This is a genomic window from Streptomyces sp. NP-1717 (assembly GCF_022695985.1).
Taxonomy (GTDB): Bacteria; Actinomycetota; Actinomycetes; order Streptomycetales; family Streptomycetaceae; genus Streptomyces.
Map to the genome: position 1 here is coordinate 1 of NZ_JAAPBF010000381.1, position 3,649 is coordinate 3,649.

The 3,649-nt window shown below is 72.7% G+C and carries 3 protein-coding genes and 1 pseudogene; 1 reads left to right on the forward strand and 3 read right to left on the reverse strand.

Going from position 1 to position 3,649, the window contains the following annotated elements; genetic code table 11:
- Together GXP76_RS34600 and GXP76_RS34605 are read right to left on the reverse strand one after the other, a co-directional pair.
- Positions 1 to 110 (reverse strand): annotated as a pseudogene (locus GXP76_RS34600) (chorismate mutase); the annotation flags it as partial.
- A gap of 44 nt (positions 111 to 154) precedes the next feature.
- Positions 155 to 1,042 carry an AraC family transcriptional regulator gene (locus GXP76_RS34605; RefSeq protein ID WP_242575577.1) on the reverse strand — a complete coding sequence of 296 codons (888 nt, stop codon included), beginning with the start codon at positions 1,040 to 1,042 and terminating at the stop codon, positions 155 to 157.
- Between the two features lie 152 nt (positions 1,043 to 1,194).
- Here GXP76_RS34605 and GXP76_RS34610 point away from each other — a divergent pair, with 152 nt between their 5' ends.
- Positions 1,195 to 2,865 (forward strand): beta-galactosidase family protein, encoded by a 1,671-nt coding sequence (locus GXP76_RS34610; protein WP_242575578.1) that lies wholly within the window; start codon positions 1,195 to 1,197, stop codon positions 2,863 to 2,865.
- A gap of 134 nt (positions 2,866 to 2,999) precedes the next feature.
- Here the strand turns inward: GXP76_RS34610 and GXP76_RS34615 are convergent.
- On the reverse strand, positions 3,000 to 3,649 hold a 650-nt coding region (locus GXP76_RS34615; protein WP_242575579.1), incomplete at its 5' end, for a serine protease.

Below are 3,649 nucleotides of genomic sequence, written 5' to 3' on the forward strand. Positions count from 1 at the left end.
ATGTGGACGACGGCCGCGTCGATGTTGTCGATACTCCCGCGGAGCCGGTCCAGTTCGGCCTGGACGGACTGGTCGATGCCGCTGTTGTCGCCGTTGTCGCTCGTGGTCATGGTGCGGAAGCTTAGGCGGTGTCTCGCGGTTCGGGCGGAGCGTCTCAGGGAGAGGGCGTCGTGATCGTCGGGGGGTGGTCGGGGTGCGGGACGCGGTCGCTCCAGCCGCCGGGGACGGTGTGGCCCTGGCGTTCCCGGAAGCGCACCGGCGCGATGCCCACGCGGCGTGTGAAGAGCCGGGAGAAGTAGGCGGGGTCGGCGTAGCCGACGCGGCGGGCGACGGCCGCGACGGGCAGTTCGGTGGCGGCGAGGAGTTCCTTGGCGCGGCCGAGTCTGATGCCGAGGAGGTAGTCCTTGGGGCTGCATCCGGCGCCCCTGCGTACGGCGCCCCGCAGTCCGGCGGGGCTCATGCCGTGGCGTGCCGCGTGTTCGGCGACGGAGAGCGGCAGGAAGGCGTCGCGGGCCAGTGCCTGGAGGACGAGGTCGCCGTCGGCGTTGGTGTCGGCGCGGTCGCGGCGCAGGGCGACGAGGAGTTCGTGGACGGCGGCGCCGGTCTCGACCTCCAGGAGCGGGTTGCCGCGCCGTGCGGCGCGCACGATGCGGCCGACGGCGGCGCGCGCGGGGGCGGCGTCGGCGAGGGGGACGACGGGGCGGTCGGTGTCGATGTAGCCGAGTTCGGTGTAGGTGGCGGTGGCGGGGCCGGCGAAGTCGACGAAGCTCTCGTCCCAGCCGGTCTCGGGGTCGGGGCCGTAGTGGTGCGGTACGCCGGGGGTCAGCCAGAGCAGCGCGGGGGCGGTGACGGTGGTGCGGTGTCCTTCGGCGTCGCGGTACCAGCCGCCGCCGGCGCCGATGACGACGGCGACGTGGTGGTCGAGGACGCGGGGTCCGACGGTGGGCAGCCGGCCGTGCTGGAGGCCGACGCCGAGGCAGACGAGGCCGAGGCGGTGGTGGACGGGGCTGGGGGTGAAGTACCGCATCCAGGTGTGGTACATCCGCTGCCGCTCTCCTCTTCAGATCTTCAGAGGGCTTCCGTCCGGGTCCGCTTCCGGTGTGTCCATGCACCGCAGATCTTTGTCCATGGACCTGTCCGTGGCCAGGGGGCGAGGGTGGGCCCGGCGGACGACGGGACCGGAGGGCGGCGGCGGTGGCCGATTTCACTGTAGGTGAGAGGGATTTCCTGCTGGACGGCCGCCCGGTGCGGTTGCTCTCCGGGGCGCTGCACTACTTCCGGGTCCATGAGGAGCAGTGGCCGCACCGGCTGCGGATGCTGCGTGCGATGGGTCTGAACTGTGTGGAGACGTACGTGCCGTGGGATCTGCACGAGCCGGCGCCCGGCCGGTACGCGGATGTGGGGGCGCTGGGCCGGTTCCTGGACGCGGCCGGTGAGGCGGGGCTGTGGGCGATCGTGCGGCCGGGTCCGTACATCTGCGCGGAGTGGGACAACGGAGGGCTGCCGTACTGGCTGACGGCGGCGGCGGGGTCGCGTGTACGGACGGGCGACCCGGCGTTTCTGGGGCCGGTGGAGCGCTGGTTCCGCCGCCTCCTGCCACAGGTCGCGGCCCGCCAGGTGGGCCGCGGCGGTCCGGTGATCATGGTGCAGGTGGAGAACGAGTACGGGAGTTACGGCTCCGACCTGCCGTACCTCTCCTCTCTGGCCGCGCTGCTGCGCTCCTGCGGGATCGACGTGCCGCTGTTCACCTCCGACGGCCCGGAGGACCACATGCTGACGGGCGGTTCGGTGCCGGGCGTGCTGGCGACGGTGAATTTCGGCTCGGGCGCCCGGGCGGCGTTCGCGGCGCTGCGCGAGCACCGGGCCGGGGGTCCGCTGATGTGCATGGAGTTCTGGTGCGGCTGGTTCGACCACTGGGGCGGGCCGCGTGTGGTGCGTGATCCGGCGGACGCGGCGGACGCGCTGCGCGAGATCCTGGAGTGCGGGGCGTCGGTGAACCTCTACATGGCGCACGGTGGCACGAGCTTCGCGGGCCGGGCGGGTGCCAATCGGGCCGGTGTGCTGCACGGGGGTGCTCTGGAGCCGGACGTGACGTCGTACGACTACGGGGCGCCGGTGGACGAGGAGGGGCGGCCGACGGAGAAGTTCTGGCTGTTCCGGGAGGTCCTGGCGGGGTATGTGGAGGGGCCGCTGCCGGAGGTGCCGCCGGCGCCGCCCGTGCTGGGTGACGGGCCGGTGCGGGTGGAGCTGGAGGGGTGGGCGCCGCTGGACGCGGTGCTGGAGGCGCTGGGCGGTCCGGAGAGACGGACGCCGATGCCGCCGACCTTCGAGGAACTGGGTGTGGACCGGGGGCTGGTGCGTTATCGCGTGGCGGTGCCGGGGCCCCGGCGGCCGTATCCGCTCACGCTGTCGGGGCTGCGTGATCTGGCGGTGGTGGAGGCGTGGGTGGAGTCCCTGGGGCGGGTCAACTACGGGCCGCGTACGGGCGAGCCGAAGGGGATCACCGGCGGCTTTCTGCATGAGCGGCAGTATCTGCACGGTGTGCGGGCGCGGGGGCTGCGGCTGGACGCCTTCGACGACGCGGCGGCGGTCGCGGCGCTGCCGTTCCGCGTGCCGGCCTGGCCGGGCGCGCGGGGTCTGTACCGGGGGGCGTTCGATGTGGAGTCCCCGGGTGACGCCCGGCTCTCCCTTCCGGGCTGGACGCGCGGCTTCGTGTGGGTCAACGGCTTCTGTGCCGGCCGCTACTGGGCGGTGGGGCCGCAGGAGTCGCTGTACGTGCCGGGGCCGGTGCTGCGCGCGGGACGCAACGAGGTGTGGGTGCTGGAGCTGGAGGGCGCGGGCGAGGGGCACGTCCGGCTGGCGTGAGACCGTTCGCGGGGAGTTCGCCGACCGCTGTGGCCGGGCGTGGCGCGCTCATGGGCAGGGGCGGGACAGGTCGTGGACCGACGCGCCGAAGCGTGTGGCGTGACCTGTCCCGCCCCGCGGGTCGCACGGGTGGGTCAGAGTGTGGAGGCGGCCGACGCGATGGCGGAGGCGAAGGTGGAGACCTCGGTGTAGACACCGGGGTAGTTGGGCCGGGCGCAGCCGTTGCCCCAGCTCACGATGCCGACCTGGATGAAGGCGCCCGCGTTGTCCTTGCGGAACATCGGGCCGCCGGAGTCACCCTGGCAGGTGTCCGTGCCGCCGGCGGCGTAGCCGGCGCAGATCTCTTCGCTGGTGATGATCTGGCCGCCGTACGAGGAGTTGCAGCTCGCGTCGGAGACGAACGGAACGGTGGCCTTGAGGAGGTAGCGCTGCTGGGCGCCGCCCTCGGTGGCCGCTCCCCAGCCGGCGACGGTGAAGTTGCCGGTGTTGTACTGCGTGGTGGTGGCGATCTTCAGGGTCGGCAGGTTGATGGGCTGGGCGAGCTTGATGAGCGCCCAGTCCTTGCCCGCGCCGTTGTAGCCGGGGGCCTGGAGGACCTTGGTGGACCGGACCTTGATGGCGCTGGCGCTCTGGAGGTCCACGACACCGGCGGTGGCGGTGATGCTGGTGTTGTTGCCCGATCCGCTCACACAGTGGGCGGCGGTGAGCACGATGGTGGACGAGTACAGCGAGCCACCACAGCCCATGGAGAGGCGGACCATGAAGGGGAACTCACCCTGGGCGG